General features: G+C 70.9%; 15 protein-coding genes. 1 reads left to right on the top strand and 14 read right to left on the bottom strand.

Annotation, left to right across the window (positions count from 1 at the left end; all coding sequences use genetic code 11):
• Nucleotides 1–421 precede the first annotated feature (421 nt).
• Nucleotides 422–3,568: an isoleucine--tRNA ligase gene (gene ileS / locus ACFRU2_RS39235; protein ID WP_382981091.1), complete on the top strand. Its 3,147-nt coding sequence runs from the start codon at nucleotides 422–424 to the stop codon at nucleotides 3,566–3,568.
• A gap of 395 nt (nucleotides 3,569–3,963) precedes the next feature.
• Here ileS and ACFRU2_RS39230 read toward each other — a convergent pair whose 3' ends face one another.
• The 14 genes from ACFRU2_RS39230 to ACFRU2_RS39165 all read right to left on the bottom strand — a co-directional run bounded on the left by ACFRU2_RS39230 (nucleotide 3,964) and on the right by ACFRU2_RS39165 (nucleotide 20,526).
• Nucleotides 3,964–5,205, bottom strand: coding sequence for a DivIVA domain-containing protein (locus ACFRU2_RS39230; protein WP_382981090.1), 1,242 nt, complete (start codon nucleotides 5,203–5,205; stop codon nucleotides 3,964–3,966).
• 82 nt (nucleotides 5,206–5,287) lie between these two features.
• Nucleotides 5,288–5,584 (bottom strand): YggT family protein, encoded by a 297-nt coding sequence (locus tag ACFRU2_RS39225; protein ID WP_112450285.1) that lies wholly within the window; start codon nucleotides 5,582–5,584, stop codon nucleotides 5,288–5,290.
• 60 nt (nucleotides 5,585–5,644) lie between these two features.
• On the bottom strand, nucleotides 5,645–6,256 hold the full coding sequence (locus tag ACFRU2_RS39220) for a cell division protein SepF (RefSeq protein WP_250743758.1): 612 nt from the start codon (nucleotides 6,254–6,256) through the stop codon (nucleotides 5,645–5,647).
• Nucleotides 6,257–6,407: 151 nt separating this feature from the next.
• Nucleotides 6,408–7,127: a YggS family pyridoxal phosphate-dependent enzyme gene (locus ACFRU2_RS39215; RefSeq protein ID WP_382981089.1), complete on the bottom strand. Its 720-nt coding sequence runs from the start codon at nucleotides 7,125–7,127 to the stop codon at nucleotides 6,408–6,410.
• A 3-nt stretch (nucleotides 7,128–7,130) separates the two neighbouring features.
• Nucleotides 7,131–7,865 carry a peptidoglycan editing factor PgeF gene (gene pgeF, locus ACFRU2_RS39210; protein ID WP_382981088.1) on the bottom strand — a complete coding sequence of 245 codons (735 nt, stop codon included), beginning with the start codon at nucleotides 7,863–7,865 and terminating at the stop codon, nucleotides 7,131–7,133.
• The gene (ftsZ, locus tag ACFRU2_RS39205) at nucleotides 7,862–9,061 is read right to left on the bottom strand and encodes a cell division protein FtsZ (RefSeq protein WP_243330151.1); all 1,200 of its coding nucleotides are present in this window, start codon (nucleotides 9,059–9,061) and stop codon (nucleotides 7,862–7,864) included. Before ftsZ ends, pgeF begins: the two co-directional genes overlap by 4 nt.
• A 280-nt stretch (nucleotides 9,062–9,341) precedes the next feature.
• Nucleotides 9,342–10,217, bottom strand: coding sequence for a cell division protein FtsQ/DivIB (locus ACFRU2_RS39200; RefSeq protein ID WP_382981087.1), 876 nt, complete (start codon nucleotides 10,215–10,217; stop codon nucleotides 9,342–9,344).
• A 31-nt stretch (nucleotides 10,218–10,248) separates the two neighbouring features.
• Nucleotides 10,249–11,343: an undecaprenyldiphospho-muramoylpentapeptide beta-N-acetylglucosaminyltransferase gene (murG, locus tag ACFRU2_RS39195; RefSeq protein ID WP_382981086.1), complete on the bottom strand. Its 1,095-nt coding sequence runs from the start codon at nucleotides 11,341–11,343 to the stop codon at nucleotides 10,249–10,251.
• A 6-nt stretch (nucleotides 11,344–11,349) separates the two neighbouring features.
• On the bottom strand, nucleotides 11,350–12,783 hold the full coding sequence (gene ftsW / locus ACFRU2_RS39190; protein ID WP_382981085.1) for a putative lipid II flippase FtsW: 1,434 nt from the start codon (nucleotides 12,781–12,783) through the stop codon (nucleotides 11,350–11,352).
• A gap of 77 nt (nucleotides 12,784–12,860) precedes the next feature.
• Nucleotides 12,861–14,288: a UDP-N-acetylmuramoyl-L-alanine--D-glutamate ligase gene (gene murD / locus ACFRU2_RS39185; protein ID WP_382981084.1), complete on the bottom strand. Its 1,428-nt coding sequence runs from the start codon at nucleotides 14,286–14,288 to the stop codon at nucleotides 12,861–12,863.
• The gene (gene mraY / locus ACFRU2_RS39180; RefSeq protein ID WP_382981083.1) at nucleotides 14,270–15,340 is read right to left on the bottom strand and encodes a phospho-N-acetylmuramoyl-pentapeptide-transferase; all 1,071 of its coding nucleotides are present in this window, start codon (nucleotides 15,338–15,340) and stop codon (nucleotides 14,270–14,272) included. The genes murD and mraY overlap by 19 nt, the downstream gene beginning before the upstream one ends.
• On the bottom strand, nucleotides 15,337–16,755 hold the full coding sequence (murF, locus tag ACFRU2_RS39175; RefSeq protein ID WP_382981082.1) for a UDP-N-acetylmuramoyl-tripeptide--D-alanyl-D-alanine ligase: 1,419 nt from the start codon (nucleotides 16,753–16,755) through the stop codon (nucleotides 15,337–15,339). Before murF ends, mraY begins: the two co-directional genes overlap by 4 nt.
• Nucleotides 16,752–18,470, bottom strand: coding sequence for a UDP-N-acetylmuramoyl-L-alanyl-D-glutamate--2,6-diaminopimelate ligase (locus ACFRU2_RS39170; RefSeq protein WP_382981081.1), 1,719 nt, complete (start codon nucleotides 18,468–18,470; stop codon nucleotides 16,752–16,754). The genes murF and ACFRU2_RS39170 overlap by 4 nt, the downstream gene beginning before the upstream one ends.
• A gap of 46 nt (nucleotides 18,471–18,516) precedes the next feature.
• On the bottom strand, nucleotides 18,517–20,526 hold the full coding sequence (locus tag ACFRU2_RS39165) for a peptidoglycan D,D-transpeptidase FtsI family protein (RefSeq protein ID WP_382981080.1): 2,010 nt from the start codon (nucleotides 20,524–20,526) through the stop codon (nucleotides 18,517–18,519).
• Nucleotides 20,527–20,685: the final 159 nt, after the last annotated feature.

Genomic DNA, 20,685 nt, shown 5'->3' with positions numbered 1-20,685 from the left:
GGAGCGGCCCGTCAGCCCATTCGGGTCATCCCGGACCCCGTCCACGCCCCGCCGGGGGCCCCGCGCCACGCCCCGTAAACCGGTCTGCCGAGCGGCCCCCCGGCCCGTACACTGGGCCCAGCGAGAGGCATGGATGGGGACGAGTAGCGTCGGACGCAGCCAGGAGCGACCCGGGGACGGTGAGAGCCCGGGGGCGAGCGCGATGCGAAGGATCACCCCGGAGCCGCCGGAAGAAAGCCCACCGGGATTCCCGTAGGGCGAGTAGAACCGGCTTCGCACCCCAATGAGGGGGCCGACGGACCACAGGTCCGCAGGCCAAGGAGGGTGGTACCGCGGGAGCAGCTTGTCCCTTGTTCAGGGGAGGGCGGCCCTCGTCCCTCCGGACGGAAGTGACACCCCGCCGGAGGAAGAGTTCAGCCTCATGACCACATCGCCGCAGTACCGCCCGGTACCCGCCCAGGTCGACCTGCCTGCCCTCGAGCACGCGGTCCTCGATTTCTGGCGCGAGAGCAAGACCTTCGCCAAGACCCTGGAGCAGTCCGAGGGACGCCCCGAGTGGGTCTTCTACGAGGGCCCGCCCACCGCGAACGGCATGCCCGGCGCGCACCACATCGAGGCCCGCGTCTTCAAGGACGTCTTCCCCCGCTTCCGCACCATGCGCGGCTACCACGTGGCCCGCAAGGCCGGCTGGGACTGCCACGGCCTGCCCGTCGAGCTCGCCGTCGAGAAGGAACTGGGCTTCAACGGCAAGAAGGACATCGAGGCGTACGGCATCGCCGAGTTCAACGCCAAGTGCCGCGAGTCGGTGACCCGCCACACCGACGCGTTCACCGAGCTCACGAACCGGATGGGCTACTGGGTCGACCTGGACGACGCCTACCGCACCATGGACCCCGAGTACGTCGAGTCCGTGTGGTGGTCGCTCAAGGAGATCTTCAACAAGGGCCTGCTCACCCAGGACCACCGCGTCGCCCCCTGGTGCCCCCGCTGCGGCACCGGCCTCTCGGACCACGAGCTGGCCCAGGGCTACGAGACGGTCGTCGACCCCTCGGTCTACGTCCGCTTCCCGCTGACCTCCGGCCCGCTCGCGGGCGAGGCGGCGCTGCTGGTCTGGACGACCACCCCCTGGACCCTGGTGTCCAACACCGCCGTGGCCGCGCACCCCGACGTCACGTACGTCGTCGCGACCAATGGGGAAGAGAAGCTGGTCGTCGCCCAGCCCCTCCTCGAAAAGTCCCTCGGCGAGGGCTGGGAGGCCACCGGCGAGTCCTTCACGGGCAAGGAGATGGAGCGCTGGACCTACCAGCGCCCCTTCGACCTGGTGGAGTTCCCGGCCGAGGCCCACTACGTCGTGAACGCCGAGTACGTCACGACCGAGGACGGCACCGGTCTGGTCCACCAGTCCCCCGCCTTCGGCGCCGACGACCTCGCGGTCTGCCGCGCGTACGGCCTGCCCGTCGTGAACCCGGTCCGCCCCGACGGCACCTTCGAGGAAGAGGTCCCGCTGGTCGGCGGGGTCTTCTTCAAGAAGGCCGACGAGAAGCTGACCGCCGACCTCGACGCGCGCGGCCTGCTCTTCAAGCACATCGCCTACGAGCACAGCTACCCGCACTGCTGGCGCTGCCACACCGCCCTGCTCTACTACGCACAGCCGTCCTGGTACGTCCGCACCACCGCCGTCAAGGACGCGATGCTGCGGGAGAACGAGAAGACCAACTGGTTCCCGGACTCCGTCAAGCAGGGCCGCTTCGGCGACTGGCTGAACAACAACATCGACTGGGCGCTGTCCCGCAACCGCTACTGGGGCACCCCGCTGCCCATCTGGCGCTGCGAGGAGAACCACCTGACCTGCGTGGGATCGCTCGCGGAGCTGAGCGACCTGACGGGCACGGACCAGTCGAACCTGGACCCGCACCGCCCGTACATCGACGAGGTCACCTTCCCCTGCACGGCGGAGGGCTGCACGCTCACCTCGGTCCGCGTGCCGGAGGTCATCGACGCCTGGTACGACTCGGGCTCGATGCCGTTCGCGCAGTGGGGCTACCCGCACAAGAACAAGGAGATCTTCGAGAAGCGCTACCCGGCGCAGTTCATCTCGGAGGCCATCGACCAGACGCGCGGGTGGTTCTACACGCTGATGGCGGTCGGCACCCTCGTCTTCGACAAGTCCTCCTACGAGAACGTGGTCTGCCTGGGCCACATCCTCGCCGAGGACGGCCGCAAGATGTCCAAGCACCTGGGCAACACCCTCGAGCCGATCCAGCTGATGGACACGCACGGCGCGGACGCCGTCCGCTGGTTCATGGCGGCCGGCGGCTCCCCGTGGGCGGCGCGCCGCGTCGGCCACGGAACGATCCAGGAGGTCGTCCGCAAGACGCTCCTCACGTACTGGAACACGGTCGCCTTCCAGGCCCTGTACGCCCGCACGTCGAACTGGGCCCCGTCGGCCTCCGACCCGGCGCCCGCGGACCGCACGGTCCTGGACCGCTGGCTGCTCTCGGAGCTCCACACCCTCACGACCGAGGTCACCGAGGCGATGGAGGCGTACGACACCCAGCGCGCCGGCAAGCTCCTCTCCTCCTTCGTGGACGACCTCTCGAACTGGTACGTCCGCCGCTCCCGCCGCCGCTTCTGGCAGGGCGACGCGGCCGCGCTGCGCACCCTGCACGAGGTCGTGGAGACGGTCACCCGCCTCCTGGCCCCCCTCACCCCCTTCATCACGGAGCGGGTCTGGCAGGACATGGTCGTCCCGGTCACCCCGGACGCCCCGGAGTCGGTGCACCTGACCACCTGGCCGGTCCCGGACGCCTCGGCGATCGACCCGGAGCTGTCCCGGCAGATGCTGCTGGTACGCCGCCTCGTGGAGCTGGGCCGCGCCACGCGGGCCGAGTCGGGCGTGAAGACCCGCCAGCCGCTCTCCCGCGCGCTGGTCGCCGTATCGGGCTTCGAGACCCTCTCCCCCGAGCTGCACTCGCAGATCACGGAGGAGCTGAACGTCTCCTCGCTGGCCTCCCTCTCGGAGGTCGGCGGCTCCCTGGTCGACACCACGGCCAAGGCGAACTTCCGCGCGCTGGGCAAGCGCTTCGGCAAGGGCGTGCAGGACGTGGCGAAGGCGGTGGCCGCGGCCGACGCGGCGGCGCTGTCCCTGGCCCTGCGCTCCGGCGAAGCCTCGGTGGAGGTGAACGGCGAGACCGTCGCCCTCACCCCCGAGGAGGTCATCATCACGGAGACCCCGCGCGAGGGCTGGTCGGTGGCGTCCGACTCCGGCGCGACGGTGGCCCTGGACCTGGAGATCACTCCGGAGCTGCGGCTCGCGGGCCTGGCGCGTGATGCGATCCGCCTGATCCAGGAGGCCCGGAAGAACTCCGGCCTGGACGTCGCGGACCGGATCGCCCTGCGCTGGTCCTCGTCGGACCCGGAGCTGGTGGCGGCGCTCACGGACCACGCGTCCCTCATCGCCGACGAGGTCCTGGCGACGGACTACGCGTCCGGCGACGCGGACGCCACGTACGGCGACCCCTTCACGGACGAGCCCCTCGGCCTGACCTTCCGCCTCCGCAAGGCGTAGCCCCCTCCGGCCCGTGGCCCGGCCCCCCTCCTGGGGGGGGTGCCGGGCCACAGCTGTTTCTTCTCGCCGCCCCGCCCTTTCACCGTTTCCCGGGCTCTGCCCGGACCCCGTACGTGCGCTCCGCGCCCGTGCCCTCAAACGCCGGGCGGGCTGGATTGCCCGCAGGGCAATTCCAGCCTCGCCGGCGTTTGAGGCGCGGGGTCCGGGGCGGAGCCCCAGGGGGGTCCGGGCGCAGCCCGGGGAACGGGCGAAGGGCGGGTAGGGGACCTTGCCCGCGCAGCGGCGCCTGCCCCGGCCCGCGGGCCGACGTACCGCCCGGGGACGGAAACGGGCCGGGCCCGGTGCCCCCGAAGGGGAACCGGGCCCGGCCCGAACCGTCTGCCGACGGCTACCGCTTAGTTGTCGTCCTCGTCGATCAGGAAGCCCCGCATGGGAGACGGCGCCTGCTGCATCGGCTGCGGACCAGCCGGCCGCACCGGAGCCATCGGCTGCGTCATCGCCGGGGACATCTGCTGCTGGCCACCACCGTAGGAGGGGGACATCGGCGACGGACCGCCCATCGGCGACGGGCCACCCATCGACGGACCACCCATGGAGTGCATCGCACCGGCCGGAGCCATCGACGGGGTCGGCGACGGCGGCAGCGCGGGACCGGCGGGGTTCCGCGGCGGAGCCAGCGAGTCGTCGGCCTGCGTCTCCAGCTGGCGCAGCTGCGATTCCAGGTAGGACTTCAGACGGGTGCGGTACTCACGCTCGAAGCCCCGCAGGTCCTCGACCTTGCGCTCCAGCGTGGCGCGGGCGGACTCCAGGGAGCCCATCGCGACGCGGTGCTTCTCCTGCGCGTCCCGCTCCAGCGCGTCGGCCTTGGCGCGGGCGTCCCGCTCCAGGCCCTCGGCGCGCGACCGGGCCTCGCCGACGATCTTGTTGGCCTCGGAGCGGGCCTCCGCGATCGCCTGGTCGGCGGTCTGCTGCGCGAGCGACAGGACGCGGGCGGCGCTGTCGCCACCGGGACCCTGCTGCGGAAGCTGCTGGGGCTGCTGCTGCTGGTGCATCTGCTGACCCATGGGCTGCATCTGCTGGCCCATCGGCTGCATCTGCTGACCCATCGGCTGCATCTGCTGGCCGAGCTGGTTCTGGCCGCCCATGGACTGCTGCTGCTGCATGGGGTTGCCCATCGGGCCGGGACCCTGGCCCATGCCCTGCTGCATGCCCTGCTGACCCATCTGCTGCTGCCCACCCATGGTGTGCTGCTGCATGGGGCCGCCCATCGGGCCGGGGCCCTGCGGACCGTGCCCACCGGGGCCGGCCGGAAGCTGGGGCGGGCCGCCCTGGAGCTGCGGCGGACCCATCGGGGGCTGCTGCTGCGGGGGGCCGGATATGGCCGCGGGCACGGGGGCGCCGGGGCCACGCTGGTCCTGGGGCTCGGGCTTGCGCATGCCCTGCTGCTGCTGGTTCTGCGCAGCGGCACGCGTGGCGGCCGCCAGCTTGGCCCGCAGGTCCTCGTTCTCGCGCAGCAGGCGCGTCAGTTCGGACTCGACCTCGTCGAGGAAGGCGTCGACCTCGTCCTCGTCATAGCCTTCTCGCAGGCGGACGGTCGTGAACTGCTTGTTCCGCACGTCCTCGGGAGTCAGCGGCATGTCTTCTTCACCTCTACGTAGTCGTCGGCAGTCGGCAGGACCGTATCGGGACTGTCCCCGCGCCTGCGGGGAAGCTCATCGTTCACACGCTTCTCGCAGCGGTGCTCACGAAACTGATGAGGATGTAAACGATGATCATCAGAACGAAGAAGGACAGGTCGAGTGCCACGCCCCCGAGACGCAACGGCGGGATGAGCCGCCGAAGGAGCTTGAGCGGTGGATCGGTGACAGTGTAGGTGGCCTCCAGAACGACCACCATCGCCTTGCCGGGTGTCCATGAACGTGCGAACTGGAACACGTAGTCCATGACCAGTCGGAAGATCAGCACGATGAGGAAGCACATCAGCGCGATGTAAACCACTTGCAGTGCTACGCCCATCCCGCGCTTCCCTCTCCCCTGCTTCCGCCCTGTACCCGGTCCCGTATCTGACGGATCGGTCTAGCTTTGGTTGAAGAACCCGCCCTCCGCGATGCGGGCCTTGTCCTCCGCCGTGACATCGACGTTAGCAGGAGACAGCAGGAACACCTTCTGTGTCACGCGTTCAATGCTGCCGTGCAGACCGAAGACGAGACCGGCGGCGAAGTCGACCAGACGCTTCGCGTCCGTGTCGTCCATCTCCGTGAGATTCATGATCACCGGAGTGCCCTCACGGAAGTGTTCCCCGATGGTACGGGCCTCGTTGTAGGTCCGGGGGTGCAGCGTCGTGATGCGGTACGGCTCCCGCTCGGAGACGACCTTGGGCATGATCACGGGGGCGTTCTTCTCCAGATTCGAGCGTTCGGGTGTGATGGACGCCACGGGGGCGATTCGCGCAGGACGTCCGTTTTCAACCGGCATTGGGAGGGGTTCTCTTGGTGCCGGGGGCTGGGCAACTCGTACCGGTTCGTCCGATACGGGCGTTTGATGCGAAACGGGTTGCTGTCGACGACGCTCCCGTTCCGGCTCCGGCTCGGGTTCGAACTCGTCGTCGGGGTCGTACCCCGGGTTGTCGTACCGGTCGTCCTCCACGAGGCCGAGGTAGACCGCCATCTTGCGCATCGCGCCGGCCATTCTCTGAGTCCTCCGCTCTGTGGTGGATCGCCCTGTCGCAGGTGTCTCGCCGTGTCACGAATGTCACCAACTGCCCGCGATCCACGTGGCCTGTCCGCTCATCAGCGGAAATGACCATATTTTCTGCTGTGGTCCGACTTTCTTCGCGACGTTACCCGAGCCGGGGTCTCGCGCCGAGTACCGCAGTGCCGACGCGTACATGTGTCGCACCGGCCGCAACGGCCTGTTCCAGGTCTGCGCTCATCCCGGCCGACACCATCGTGGCAGCCGGATGGTCCGCGCGCAGGCGGGATGACAATTCCACCAGCCGCTCGAAGGCCGCCTGTTCGCGTCCCGCGTAGCGCCCGGCCAGCGGAGCGACCGTCATGAGACCGCCGATGCGCAGTCCGGGAGCCGCGGCCACGAGGTCCGCCAACTCGGCGAGCTGCTCGGGCGCCGCGCCGCCGCGGGCCCCCCGTTCGCCCGACTCGGCGTCGAGGGCGATCTGCACCAGGCAGCCCAGTTCCCGTCCGGCGCCTTCCGCGGCCGCCGAGAGGGCCGTGATGAGCTTGGGGCGGTCGACGGACTGCACGAGGTGCGCGTATCCCGCCACCGAACGGACTTTGTTCGTCTGCAACTGACCGACGAAGTGCCAGGTGAGGGGCAGATCCGCACAGGCCTCGGCCTTGGGGGCCGCGTCCTGGTCCCGGTTTTCCGCCACGTGACGGACCCCCAGGTCCGCCAGCAGTCGTACGTCGCTCGCCGGGTAGGTCTTGGTGACCACGATGAGGGTCACCTCTTCCCGCTTGCGCCCGGCGGCCGCGCAGGCGGCCCCGATCCGCTCCTCCACCTGCGCGAGGTTCGCGGCGAGCTCGGACTTACGATCCGTCATTCTTCAGTCCAACCAGACATATCCGGCAAGCCGCCCGGTCATCCGGTCGCGGCGGTACGAGAAGTGGTCCCGCGACTCCAGTGTGCAGACCGGGGACCGGCCGATGTCGGCCACCCCCGCCTCCGCGAGCTGGGCGTGCACTCCGGCCACCACGTCGACGGCCGGTGTTCCCCAGCTCGTCTCGGCGTACGCGGCCGGCACCACCTCGGCGACCGCCGCCCGCATCTCGGCGGGAACCTCGTAACACCGTCCGCACACCGCCGGTCCGGTACGGGCCACCATGCGTGCGGGGTCCGCTCCGAGCGAGACCATCGCCTCGACGGCGGCGCCCACGACTCCGGCGACCAGCCCGGGCCGCCCGGCGTGGGCGGCTCCCGCGACACCGGCCACGGGGTCGGCGAGCAGGACGGGCGTGCAGTCGGCGGTGAGGACCGCGAGGGCGAGCCCCCGACGGGCGGTCACCACCGCGTCCACCGCCGGGATCTCCTCCCGGTCCGGGCCCCAGGGGCCGTCGACCACCGCCACGTCCCGGCCGTGCACCTGGTTCATCCAGACCACCCGGTCCGGCGCGATGCCCAGCGCCTTCGCCGCGGCGGTCCGGTTCGCACGAACGGCGGCCGGGTCGTCTCCGACCGCGCCGCCGAGATTGAGCTCCTCGTACGGAACGGCGCTCACCCCGCCCCACCGGTCGGTGAAGGCGAAGTGGGCGCCGCTCTCGCTGTACTGCTCCAGGGTCACTTCAAGAAGTCCGGAACGTCCAGTTCCTCGGCCGGGCTGTCCTGGTACGGCCGGGCCGTCGGGACCTGCGGGGCCGGAGCCTCGGCGACCGGGACCGGCTCGCTGCGGACCGGCTCCTCGCGCGGGGTGACCGAGCCGAGTCCGCCGAAGGCCGGGCGGGCCGGCTCGGCGGCACGGACCGGAGCCGGGGCCGGCTCCTCGCGCTTGGTGGAGGCCGCGCCGATGACGTTGTCGCGGCGGGCCGGGGGCTGTCCGCCGTCGAACCCGGCCGCGATGACGGTGACCCGTACCTCGTCGCCGAGCGCGTCGTCGATGACGGCTCCGAAGATGATGTTCGCCTCGGGGTGCGCGGCCTCGCTCACCAGCTGCGCGGCCTCGTTGATCTCGAAGAGACCGAGGTCCGAGCCGCCGGAGATGGAGAGCAGCACGCCACGGGCACCGTCGATGGACGCTTCCAGCAGCGGCGAGGAGATCGCCATCTCGGCCGCGGCCACCGCGCGGTCGTCGCCGCGGGCCGAGCCGATGCCCATCAGGGCCGAGCCCGCCTCGGACATCACGGACTTGACGTCCGCGAAGTCGAGGTTGATCAGACCCGGAGTGGTGATGAGGTCGGTGATGCCCTGGACGCCGGACAGCAGGACCTGGTCCGCCGACTTGAAGGCGTCGAGGACGCTGACCTGGCGGTCCGAGATGGACAGCAGGCGGTCGTTGGGGATGACGATGAGGGTGTCGACCTGCTCGCGGAGCTGGGCGATGCCGTCCTCGGCCTGGTTCGCGCGGCGCCGGCCCTCGAAGGTGAACGGCCGGGTGACCACACCGATCGTCAGGGCGCCCAGCGAGCGCGCGATGTTGGCGACGACGGGTGCGCCGCCCGTTCCGGTGCCGCCGCCTTCGCCGGCGGTGACGAAGACCATGTCGGCCCCCTTGAGGACCTCCTCGATCTCCTCGCGGTGGTCCTCTGCCGCCTTGCGGCCGACATCGGGGTTGGCGCCGGCGCCGAGACCCCGGGTGAGTTCCCGGCCGACGTCGAGCTTGACGTCGGCGTCGCTCATCAACAGCGCCTGGGCGTCTGTGTTGATGGCGATGAACTCGACGCCCTTGAGACCGACCTCGATCATTCGGTTGATGGCATTGACACCACCGCCGCCGACACCGATGACCTTGATGACTGCGAGGTAGTTCTGCGGTGCTGCCACGTCGAAGGCCTCTCGCCTCGAGTTACGTGTCGTTCGCCTCGCGGGCCTGCGGTGCGACGACTGATGCCGAAATTGGGACGGTCCGTACACGCCGACCCGAACCCTAACCCTGAAGTTTAGGGTTATGAGTGTGTCTGTTCCTTGGACTCTTCCGAACAGGACACTAAGTCGACAAGTAGCGCGTGTTCAACGAACACGCCGAACCTCCCGTTTTTCTTTTCACCCTATGTGATCACCCGTATCGGTGGCCAACCAGGGTGCGACGCTGTTCGACCGGACGTCAACTACCGGACACCGCGGGGGCGGTGGGGACGCTCACGTCGAATCGGTCAGCCTTGGGCGAGGCCTTCAGGAGCGCTGTCAGTGCGCGGCCCTTCGCCTCGCCCTGTTCACCGCTCCCCCAGACCACCGACCGGCCGCCGGTCAACTCCAGTACCACCGAGTCGTAGGACCGGACCTTGACCTGCACGGTCTCCTTGCGGACGGATTCCGGGAGGACGCCGGCGATCTCGACGGCCTCGCGCAGCAGCCGTTCCTCGTCGAAACGGCGGCCGCTCGGAGACTGCTGGGAGCTCAGCTCGAGGAGCGGAACGCCCGCCGGTGCTTGTCCGACCGTGTCGAATCGCACACCGGAAGCGTCCACTTCCACGAACTGCGCTTCCTTCTTGATGAGCAGAACGGGCTTGCGTTCCGTCACCTTCAACCCGATTCCGTGCGGCCAGGCCCGCACCACATCGACCGAATCGATACGGGGCAGGCGACCGCGGAGCCGGGCTTCGATCTCGTCGGTGTCCACGGACACCAGGGGCGCCCCGACCGGAACGCCCGCCGCCGCCAGCACCTGGTCCCGGGTCAGGACCTCGGTGCCGGTGGCGGTGACCTTCTCGACCCGGAGCCAGGAGGACCCGTAGAGCACCCAGGTGCAGCCGGCGGCCAGGAGCAGCGCGAGGACCACGCCGGCGACCACGAGGGGCCCCCGCCGCAGCCCTCCCGGGAGCCGCCCGCCGGGGCGCGGCCCGCGGGGTCCCCCGGGGCCGGATCCCTTGGGCGGCTTCGGCGATTTGGGGGCCTTCGGGGTCCCCAGCCGCTTGAGGGGGCCGGAGCCCTTCCCGGCGGCTCCCGGACCGCCACGCTGCGCGGTGCTCGCTCCGGCCACTCCTGTGCCTCCTGCGTCGGTGCTTCCCGCGTCAGCGGGCTCTGTTGGCTGCGATCGCCTCGTACACCATGCCGACGAGCAGCTCGTCCGCGTCCCGGCGGCCGAACTCGGCGGCGGCGCGGGACATCTCGTACAGCCGGTGCGGGTCGGCGAGCACCGGGAGGACCTGGCTCTGCACCCACTGGGGCGTCAGTTCCGCGTCGTCCACGAGCAGGCCGCCGCCGGCCTTGACCACCGGCTGGGCGTTGAGCCGCTGTTCGCCGTTGCCGATGGGCAGCGGGACGTAGGCGGCGGGCAGCCCGACGGCGGACAGTTCGGCGACGGTCATCGCGCCCGCGCGGCACAGCATCATGTCGGCGGCGGCGTACGCGAGATCCATCCGGTCCACGTACGGTACCGGCACATACGGCGGCATCCCGGGCATGTTGTCGACACGCGGCAGTTCGTTCTTCGGGCCGACCGCGTGCAGGATCTGGACCCCGGAGCGCTGGAGGGTCGGCGCGACCTGCTCGATCACCTCGTTGAGGCGGCGGGCGCCCTGCGAGCCGCCGGAGACCAGCAGCGTCGGCAGGTTGGGGTCCAGGCCGAAGGCGGCGCGCGCCTCCGGGCGGACCAGTGCCCGGTCGAGGGTGGAGATGGAGCGGCGCAGCGGGATGCCCACGTAGCGGGCGCCGCGTAGTTTGCTGTCGGGGGTGGAGACCGCGACGGCGAACGCGTACCGGGAGCCGATCTTGTTGGCCAGTCCCGGCCGGGCATTGGCCTCGTGGACGATGATCGGCACTCCGAGGCGCTTGGCCGCGAGGTAGCCGGGCAGCGCCACGTAGCCGCCGAATCCGACGACGCAGTCGGCCTTGGTGCGGATCAGGATCTCCTCCGCGGCCTTGATGGTGCCGCGCAGCCGTCCTGGGACGGTGATCAGCTCGGGCGTGGGCCTACGGGGCAACGGGACGGCCGGGATCAGTCCCAGCTCGTAGCCGCGCTCGGGCACCAGGCGGGTTTCGAGTCCGCGTTCGGTGCCGAGGGCGGTGATGCCCACGGAAGGGTCCTGCCTGCGCAGGGCGTCCGCGAGGGCCAGCGCCGGCTCGATGTGGCCGGCGGTCCCCCCACCGGCGAGTACGACATGCACCGAAATTCACCGCTCTCCGGACGGACGCTTCTTGACGCGCCGTCTCATCGACTTCCATCTCTGCCCGGTCCGCGGCCGGCCGTTCTTGGGCCTCCGCATCGCGAGCGCCGCCCGTGCCGCCGGCTCCTCCCGCGCGAAGGCGATGAGAAGTCCGACCGCGAACATGGTCGGCAGCAGGGCCGACCCGCCGTAGGAGAACAGCGGGAGCGGGACCCCGGCGATCGGCAGCAGACCGAGTACCGCACCGATGTTGATCACGGCTTGCGCCGTGATCCAGGTGGTCACGCCTCCCGCGGCAAACCGTACGAAGGGGTCCTCCGTGCGTCCGGCCACGCGGATACCCGCATAGCCTAGGGCCGCGAACAGGGCGAGCACCGACAGCGTCCCCGCCAGACCCAGTTCCTCACCGGTGATGGCGAAGATGAAGTCGGTGTGGGCCTCTGGCAGTTGCCCCCATTTTTCCACACTGGCACCCAGTCCGGAACCGAACCATCCGCCCGATGCGAGGGCGTAGATTCCGTGGACGGCCTGCCAGCACAGGCCGTTCTCGGGCAGTTCGGTCACCCCGATGCACTGGAGCCGGTCCATGCGGTGCGGGCTGGTCTTGATGAGCAGCGCGACGAGCACGCCCCCGCAGGCCAGGACCGCCGCGAACATCCGCGTCGGGGCTCCGGCCAGCCACAACAGGCCGAACAGGATGGCGCCGAGGATCATCGCGGTGCCCATGTCCCCGCCCAGCATGATGAGCCCGAGCAGCAGGAAGGTGACCGGGACCAGCGGCACCAGCAGGTGTTTCCACTGGCTCAGCAGGTCCTTGTCGCCCTTGCGCGCCAACAGGTCGGCGCCCCAGAGGATGAGGGCCAGTTTGCCGAACTCACTGGGCTGGAGCATGAACGGACCACCAAGGGAGATCCAATTCTGGTTGCCGTTGATCGACACCCCTATCCCGGGCACCTGGACCAGGACCATCAGGAAGAGCGTGCCGGTGAGCACCGGATAGGACAGGGCCCGGTGGAGCTTGACGGGCATCCGGGAGGCGATCAGCAGCAGTCCGGTGCCGATCGCGGCCGCCAGGAACTGCTTCTTGAAGAAGTACGCGTCGCCCAGGCCGAGCTGGAGCGCCTTGATCATGGAGGCCGAGTAGACCATCACCAGGCCGAGCACGGTGATGAGCAACGAGCTGCCGAAGATCAGGTAATACGCCGTGAGGGGCCGGTCCCAGGCCCGGCGCAGCTGCCGTTGCGTGCGCCGCAGCCGGGTCAGCGGCCCGCCCCCGGCGGGCCGCCCGGGACGCGCCGCGGGGCGTCCGCGGCCCAGCACTCCCCTGCCGGCCCTGGGAGCGCCGGGTTTGGCACCCTTGCCCTCTTTGGCGGACTGGGCAGCCTTGGCGGTCTTGTCGGCGGACGGCCGCCGCCCCGGCAGCACTTGCTTGGCCGGCATCTGTGATCTTCCCCTCCAACTCGTACGAGGCGAGCAGCCGGTCGGCCGGAGGGAACCTGCCCTGGATCGAGCCGGACCTAGGCCTGCTCGGCGGCCAGTTCGCGCACCGCGTCGGCGAACGCGTCCCCACGCTTGCTGTAGTTCGCGAACATGTCCATCGAGGCACAGGCAGGTGCCAGCAGAACCGTGTCCCCGGGCTCCGCGAGCCGGGCCGCTTCCCGGACCGCCGCGAGCATCGCCCCAGTGTCGGTCCGTGCGAGGTCCACGACCGGGACCTCCGGGGCGTGTCGCGCCAGTGCCTCGGCGATCAGGGCCCGGTCGGCGCCGATGAGCACGACGCCCCGCAGCCGCTTCGCGGCCTTCTGGACGAGCTCGTCGAAGGTCGCGCCCTTGGCGAGGCCGCCGGCGATCCAGACCACCGACTCGAAGGCCGCCAGGGAGGCTTCCGCGGCGTGGGTGTTGGTGGCCTTGGAGTCGTCCACGTACGTGACTCCGCCCACCTCGTCCACGTGGCTGACCCGGTGGGCGTCCGGGCGGAAGTCGCGCAGTCCGTCGCGGACGGCGCGCGGCTCCACGCCGAAGGCGCGGGCCAGGGCCGCGGCGGCGAGGGCGTTGGCGATGTTGTGCGGGGCCGGCGGGTTGACGTCCGCGACCTCGGCGAGTTCCTGGGCGTTCTTCTGCCGGTTCTCCACGAAGGCCCGGTCGACGAGGATGCCGTCGACGACGCCGAACATGGAGGGGCCAGGGGCGCCGAGGGTGAAGCCGATGGCCCGGCAGCCCTCTTCCACGTCCGCCTCGACGACCAGGTCCTCGGTGGCCTTGTCCGCCGCGTTGTAGACGCAGGCCACGGTGTTGCCCTCGTAGATCCGGCCCTTGTCGGCGGCGTACGCCTCCATCGAGCCGTGCCAGTCGAGGTGGTCCGGGGCCAGGTTCAGGACGGCCGCGGAGTGCGGGCGCACCGAGGGCGCCCAGTGCAGCTGGTAGCTGGAGAGCTCGACGGCGAGTACGTCGTACTGCTCCTCGCCGAGCACCACGTCGATGATCGGGGTGCCGATGTTGCCGACGGCCGCCGTACGGAGCCCGGCCGCCCGGAGGATCGAGGCGAGCATCTGGGTGGTGGTGGTCTTGCCGTTGGTTCCGGTGATCGCCAGCCAGGGGGCGGCGTCCGGACCGCGCAGCAGCCACGCGATCTCCACGTCGCCCACGACGTCCACGCCCGCCGCGGCCGCGGCCGCGAACAGGGGGCTGTCGGGCTTCCAGCCCGGCGAGGTGACGACCAGTTCGGTGCCCTCGGGCAGGGTCTGCGCGTCGCCCAGGCGTACGGAGATGCCCGCCGCCTCCAGCTCCGCGGCCCGTGCGCGGTGGCCCTCGCTGTCGCCGCCGTCCACGACGGTGACGACCGCGCCGAGGCCGGCCAGGGCGCGGGCGGCACTGATGCCGCTCACGCCGAGGCCGGCGACGGTGATGTTCTTGCCGTGCCAGGCGGTCACTTGTCGGCTGCCCATCCCGCGTAGAAGACGCCGAGGCCCACGATCACGCACATGCCCTGGATGATCCAGAACCGCACGACGACCAGGACTTCGGACCATCCCTTGAGTTCGAAGTGGTGCTGCAGCGGTGCCATCCGGAAGACGCGCTTGCCGGTCAGCTTGAAGGAGCCGACCTGGATGACGACCGACATGGTGATCAGGACGAACAGGCCGCCGAGGAGCGCCATCAGGAACTCCGTGCGGGAGCAGATCGCGAGGCCGGCGAGCGCGCCGCCGAGGGCCAGCGATCCGGTGTCGCCCATGAAGATCTTGGCGGGCGAGGTGTTCCACCACAGGAAGCCGAAGCAGGCGCCCATCAGGGCGGCGGCGACGACCGCGAGGTCCAGTGGGTCGCGCACCTCGAAGCAGGCGGCCGGGTTGGTCAGGGTCTGCGCGTTGGCGCACGACTCCTGGTACTGCCAGACGCCGATGAAGGTGTAGGCGCCGAAGACCATCACGGCGGCGCCGGTGGCCAGGCCGTCGAGACCGTCGGTCAGGTTCACGCCGTTGGACATCGCCAGGATCATGAACAGCGCCCAGACCACGAACAGCACCGGGCCGATCGACCAGCCGAAGTCCGTGACGAACGACAGCTTGGTGGAGGCGGGGGCGAGTCCGCGCGCGTCCTTGAACTGCAGTGCGAGCACCGCGAAGGCGATGCCGACGATCAGCTGGCCGGCCATCTTGGCCTTGGCCCGCAGACCGAGCGAACGCTGCTTGACGATCTTGATGTAGTCGTCGAGGAAGCCGACCACGCCCATGCCCGCCATCAGGAAGAGGACGAGGAGGCCGGAGAAGGTCGGCTGGCTGCCGGTGATCACCTTGGTGAGGGCGTACGCGATCAGCGTGGCCAGGATGAAGGAGATACCACCCATGGTGGGCGTGCCCTTCTTCCCGGCGTGACCGCGCGGCCCGTCGTCCCGGATGAACTGGCCGTAGCCCTTGCGGGCCAGACCCTTGATCAGCAGCGGGGTGCCGATGAGCGTGAGGAAGAGTCCGATGACTCCGGAGAACAGGATCTGCCTCATCGGCCGGCGACCTCGCCGTCGAGCAGGGCCTGGGCCACCCGCTCCAGGCCGGCTGACCTGGAAGCCTTCACCAGCACGACGTCTCCCGGGCGCAGTTCACTGCGCAACAGGTCGACCGCCGCCTGCGCGTCGGACACGAGCACCGACTCCTCACCCCACGAACCCTCGTTATATGCGCCCAGTTGCAGCCAGGAGGCTTCCCTGCCCCCGACCGCGACCAGCTTGCTCACGTTGAGCCGGACGACAAGCCGTCCGACCGCGTCGTGCTCGGCGAGCGCGTCGTCCCCGAGCTCGGCCATCGGGCCGAGCACCGCCCACGTGCGCCCCCCGTTCGCCTTGCCGGCACCGCCCATCGCGGCGAGTGCGCGCAGTGCGGCCCGCATGGACTCGGGGTTTGCGTTGTAGGCGTCGTTGACGATCGTCACGCCGTCCGCCCGCTCGGTGACCTCCATCCGCCACCGGGACAGGCTGCCCGCCCCGGAGAGCGCGGTGGCGATCTCCTCGACGGACATGCCCAGTACGTGGGCGACGGCGGCCGCGGCGAGCGCGTTCGACACGTGGTGCTCACCGTACAGCCGCAAGGTCACGTCGCTGCACCCGGTCGGTGTTCGCAATGTGAAGGAAGGCTGTCCTCTGTCCGTCATCCGGACTTCGGTGGCCCTGATGTCGGCGTCCTCGGCCTCGCCGAAGAACACCGTACGGGCCTTCGTGCGCCCGGCCATGGCACGTACCAGCAGGTCATCGGCGTTGAGGACGGCGATGCCGCCTTCCGCCTCGGACGGCAGGGCCTCGACGAGCTCGCCCTTGGCCTGCGCGATCTGCTCCCGGCCGCCGAACTCCCCGATGTGCGCGGTGCCGACGTTGAGGACCAGGCCGATGCGCGGGGGCGTCAGTCCGGTGAGGTAGGCGATGTGGCCGATGCCGCGGGCACCCATCTCCAGGACCAGGTGCTGCGTGTCCTCGGTGACCCGCAGCGTCGTGATCGGCAGGCCGATCTCGTTGTTGAGGTTCCCCGGGGTCCACACGGTCGGCGCGTGGTGCTGCAGGACCTGGGCGATCAGGTCCTTGGTGGAGGTCTTGCCTGCGGAGCCGGTGAGGGCCACGACGTCGGTGCCCAGCCGTTCGACGACGGAACGGGCGAGCGCGCCGAGGGCGGCCACCACGTCGGGGACGACGATGGCCGGGACGCCGACGGGCCGGGTCGCGAGGACGGCCACCGCGCCGGAGGCCAGGGCGCGTTCGGCGTAGTCGTGGCCGTCCACCCGCTCCCCGACGAAGGCGGCGAACAGGCTGCCTGCCTGGACCTCGCGGGAGTCGTAGACCACGGGACCGGTGACCGTGACGGACGGATCCGGTATGTCGTGGGGTTGCCCGCCGGTGATGTCGGCGATCTCGGCGAGGGAAAGGGCGATCACTGGTTCACCTCGGCCTGTCGGGAACGCTGGCGTGCTTGGGTCTCGATGGCCGCGCGCAGGACCGCCCGGTCGTCGAAGGGGCGTACGACGCCCGCGGTGTCCTGGCCCTGCTCGTGGCCCTTGCCGGCCACCAGCACGGTGTCTCCCGCCTCGGCGCGCGCGACGGCGGTGGCGATGGCCGCCGCCCGGTCGGCGTCGACGAGGACGGCGCCCCGCTCGGCGGGCGGTACGGACACGGCGCCCCGGAACATCGCGGCGAGGATCGCGAGGGGGTCCTCGGAGCGCGGGTTGTCGGAGGTCAGTACGGCGGTGTCGGCGAACCGGGCGGCCGCGGCGCCCATCGGGGCCCGCTTGGTGGTGTCGCGGTCGCCGCCGCAGCCGATGACCACGTGCAGCTTGCCGGTGGTGACCTCGCGCAGGGCCCGCAGGACCGATTCGACGGCGTCCGTCTTGTGCGCGTAGTCCACGACGGCCAGGTACGGCTGTCCCGCGTCGACCCGCTCCAGCCGGCCGGGCACCCCGGGGACCGCGGCGACGCCGTCGGCGGCGGTCTGCGGGTCGAGGCCGGCGGCGGCGAGCGTGACGATGGCGGCGACGGTGTTGGCCACGTTGAACGGGCCGGGCAGCGGGGCGGTGGCCGTGACCCGCTCGCCCGCGGGACCCACCAGGGTCAGGGTCGAGTCCATGTGGCGCGAGACCACGTCCTCGGCGCGCCAGTCGGCCGCCGGGTCGCCCGCGGCGGAGAACGTGACGACCGGGATCGGCGCCTCCTTGGCCAGGCGGCGGCCGTACTCGTCGTCGATGTTGACCACACCGAGGCGGGCGCGGCGCTCGGTGAAGAGCTGCGCCTTGGCCTGGAAGTAGTCCTCCATGTCGGAGTGGAACTCCATGTGCTCCGGGCTCAGGTTGTTGAAGACGGCCACGTCGAAGACGCAGCCGTCGACCCGGCCGAGCACCAGGGCGTGGCTGGAGACCTCCATGGCGACGGCCTCGACGCCGCGTTCGCGCATGACCGCGAACAGCGCCTGCAGGTCGGTGGCCTCGGGGGTGGTGCGCTCGGACTTGATGCGCTCGTCGCCGACGCGCATCTCGACGGTGCCGATGAGCCCCGTCGTGCGTCCGCCGCCGCGCAGGCCGCCCTCGACGAGGTACGCCGTGGTGGTCTTGCCGGAGGTGCCGGTGATGCCGATCTGGAGCAGGGCCTCGCCCGGCCGTCCGTAGACCGCGGCGGCCAGTTCTCCCATCCGGCCGCGCGGGTCGGCGACGGCGAGGACCGGGAGGCCGGTGGCCGCGGCGCGCTCCGCGCCGGCCGGGTCGGTCAGCACGGCGGCGGCGCCGAGGGCGGCCGCCTGGGCGGCGAAGTCCGCGCCGTGCAGCTTGGCGCCCGGCAGGGCCGCGTACAGGTCTCCGGGGCGCACGGCACGCGAATCGTGCGTGATGCCGGTGATCCGCGTCAGCGCGCCTGGGGCGCCCGGGGCGCCGGGGGCTTCGACTCCCAGCAGCTCCGCCAGCTCGCCGAGGGGGGTCGGGCGGACGGACAGGGGGCGTGGCGCTCCCGGCGGCGCTGCCGGTGCGTCATTCTGGGTGGTTCTGGGCTGATCAGCGTGGGGCACGGCGGTGAGCGTACCGGGCCCGGCGGGCCGCTCGCGAAGCGAGGGCCCGGCCTCGGGGGCGGCGGACGCGTGGTTCCCGGATTCGGGGGTGATCGTTGTCACTGATGGTGCCTCACGCTTTTCTGGGGCGGGCCGGCCGGGGCGGCGGTCACTGACCGGGCTGCGGGCTCGGCTGGGGGCCGGGCTGCGCGCCGGGTTCGTAGGTGACCGGGAGTCCGGCGGGGGCGGTTCCGGTGGGAGCGATCTGGAGGGTTTTGAGGGCGAACTCCATGACCTTCTTGTAGATGGGCCCGCAGATCTGGCCACCGAAGTAACTGCCCTTGGTGGGGTTCTGGATGGCGCAGTAGACGGTGATGCGGGGGTTGTCCGCGGGTGCGAAGCCCGCGAAGGAAGCGGTGTAGCCCTTGTAGCGGCCGGTGGCCGGATCCACCCGGTTGGAGGTGCCCGTCTTGCCGCCGACCCGGTAGCCGGGGATCCGCGCCTTGGTGCCGGTGCCCTCCTGGTCGTCGACCACCGACTCCAGCATGGCCGCGAGGGTCTTGGCGGTCTCCTTGCTGACCACCTGGTTCTTCGCGGGCGCCGGGGCCGGGGTGAAGCGGCCGTCGGGGCCCTTGGTGCCGCGGACCAGGGTCGGGGCGATGCGGACCCCGCCGTTGGCGATGGTCGAGTACACGGAGGCCGCCTGCATGGCGTTGAGGGACAGGCCCTGGCCGAAGGGGATCGTGTACTGCTGTGAAGTGGACCAGTCCCCGGGCTTGGCGAGGATGCCCCGGGACTCGCCGGGGTAGTTCAGGCCGGTGGGCCGGCCGATGCCGAACTTGTCCAGGTACGAGTGCAGGACCTTGTTGGACTCGGGCTGCGTCGGGCCGAGCTGGCCGGTGGCCAGGATGGTGCCGATGTTGGAGGACTTGGCCAGGACCCCGTTGAGGGTCAGGTACCAGGTCGGGTGGTCGATGTCGTCCTTGAAGAGCCGGTCGCCGCGGTGCAGCCGGTTGGGGACCTCGACGTGGGTGTCGGGGCCGGCCTTCTTCTCCTCCAGGACGGCCGCCATCGACATCACCTTGGCGGTGGAGCCGGGCTCGTACACGTCCTGCAGTGCGGCGTTGCCCATGGCGGCGGAGCTGGCCTTGGAGAGGTCGTTGGGGTCGAAGCCCGGGGCGTTGGCCATGGCGAGGACCTCACCGGTGGTCGTGTCCTGGACGATGACGTACCCGCGGTCGGCCTCCGACTTGGCGACCTGCTCGGTGATGGCGCTCTGCGCGGCCCACTGGATGTCGCGGTCGATGGTCAGCTCGATGTCCTCGCCGGGCACGGCGGGCTTCTCGCTGGACCCGGCGGTCGGCACGCGGCGGCCGCCCGACTGGGCGTACGTGAGCTCGCCGTCCTTGCCGGACAGCTTCTTGTCGAGGGAGGACTCCAGGCCGCCGCCGCCCTTGCCCTCGGCGTTGACGTAACCCAGTATCCCGGCGGCGAGGTCGCCGTTCGGGTACACGCGCTTGCTGCTGTTCTCGTTGAACACGCCGGCCAGGACGTTGGCACCGGGGCCGTTGTTCTTCTTGTCGGCGGTCGCCTTCTCGGCGAAGACCTTCTTGAGGTCCTTGATCTGGTTCCAGACCTGGGGGGTCTGGCGGCGGGCGAGGACGACGTAGCGGGTGTTCTTCGTCTTCAGGCGCGCGGTGAGCTCCTTGGCGTCCTTGCCGAGGATCGGCGCGAGGAGCGCGGCCGCCTGCTCGGGGGCGTCGGGGGCCTTGCTCTCCTGCACGGTGAACATGTGCGGGTCCGCGGTGATGTCGTACGCGTCCACGCTGGTGGCGAGCGCGACGCCCTTGCGGTCGGTGATCTCTCCGCGCTCGGCGGCCAGGGTGTAGCTGGCGAAGCGGTTCTCGGAGGCCTTGGCGGAGTACGCGGACGCGTCGACGGCCTGCACCTGGAGCAGCCGTACGACGAACACCAGCATCACCATCGTCAACCCGACGCTGACCAGCCGCAGCCGGGGCTTGGGGGCGCCGAGCCGGATCGTGTGCGGTTTCCTCGCGGGGGCGGGGCGGCGGGTGGCGGGCCTGGCGGCCGGCCGGGCCCCGGCCCGCGCCCGGTCCCCGGCGGACCGGGGCCGCCCGGGCCCGGGCACCCGCCGGCGCGGCGGCTCCTGCGGGCTCACGCGGCGACCCCCTGAACGTGTGCGGAACCCGGCTGCGCCTGGACCCCCGGGGCTCCGCCCCGGACCCCGAGCACGGTGCCACACGTGGACAGGGTCTGGGCGGAGCCTGGGGAACGGTGGACGGGAGGGTAGGGGGTAGGCCCCGCAGGGGTACGATTC

It is taken from the genome of Streptomyces sp. NPDC056883 (genome assembly GCF_042788835.1).
In the GTDB taxonomy this organism is placed as follows: Bacteria; Actinomycetota; Actinomycetes; order Streptomycetales; family Streptomycetaceae; genus Streptomyces; species Streptomyces stoeckheimensis.
Note: the sequence above shows the minus strand (reverse complement) of the source record. Positions and strands in the feature narration are given on the sequence as shown.

Bases quoted from the DNA above. Each gene is read 5' to 3' on its own strand.
- murD (WP_382981084.1), bottom strand. From the start codon at position 14,288: ATGGGCAGCCGACAAGTGACCGCCTGGCACGGCAAGAACATCACCGTC.
- ACFRU2_RS39225 (WP_112450285.1), bottom strand. From the start codon at position 5,584: ATGGGCGTAGCACTGCAAGTGGTTTACATCGCGCTGATGTGCTTCCTC.
- ileS (WP_382981091.1), top strand. From the start codon at position 422: ATGACCACATCGCCGCAGTACCGCCCGGTACCCGCCCAGGTCGACCTG.
- ACFRU2_RS39215 (WP_382981089.1), bottom strand. From the start codon at position 7,127: ATGACGGATCGTAAGTCCGAGCTCGCCGCGAACCTCGCGCAGGTGGAG.
- ACFRU2_RS39220 (WP_250743758.1), bottom strand. From the start codon at position 6,256: ATGGCCGGCGCGATGCGCAAGATGGCGGTCTACCTCGGCCTCGTGGAG.
- ftsW (WP_382981085.1), bottom strand. From the start codon at position 12,783: ATGCCGGCCAAGCAAGTGCTGCCGGGGCGGCGGCCGTCCGCCGACAAG.
- ACFRU2_RS39230 (WP_382981090.1), bottom strand. From the start codon at position 5,205: ATGCCGCTGACTCCCGAGGACGTGCGGAACAAGCAGTTCACGACCGTC.
- mraY (WP_382981083.1), bottom strand. From the start codon at position 15,340: ATGAGGCAGATCCTGTTCTCCGGAGTCATCGGACTCTTCCTCACGCTC.